1 protein-coding gene is annotated in these 377 nt (G+C 64.5%); it reads right to left on the bottom strand.

Translation table 11 applies throughout. The annotated features are described in order from the left end of the window. Nucleotides 1–377 (bottom strand): amidohydrolase family protein (locus EN862_RS35055; RefSeq protein WP_153227253.1); only part of this gene is annotated, 377 nt, incomplete at both ends.

Genomic DNA, 377 nt, shown 5'->3' with positions numbered 1-377 from the left:
GATGACAGCCACTCGCTGTCGTAGCGTTCGGCCATGACGGACGCCTTGTCGAGCATGTCGAGCGTCATGAAATTCTTGTAGTGGAAAGGCATCTGCACGCGGCATGGCAGGCCTTCCTCGGCCTCGATCTCGGCCAGCAGTTCGAGCTGGTAGAGGTTGCCATCCATGTTGTGGATGGAGGTGATGCCGTGGCGTGCGCACCAGGCAAGTCCCCGCCGCATGATATCGCGGTCGGCGGCACGTTCTTCCACCGACGGCATCGTGTCCGGCTCACCGCCGGTGGACAGCCCCAACCGCACACGCCCCTCGCCGGCAAGCTCGAGCACTGGACCGAACGCCTCGCCCTCGCGCAACTCGCCTTCGGCCATACCGTCGTC

The organism is Mesorhizobium sp. M2E.F.Ca.ET.219.01.1.1 (assembly GCF_004016445.2).
Classification (GTDB): Bacteria; Pseudomonadota; Alphaproteobacteria; order Rhizobiales; family Rhizobiaceae; genus Mesorhizobium.
Note: the sequence above shows the minus strand (reverse complement) of the source record. Positions and strands in the feature narration are given on the sequence as shown.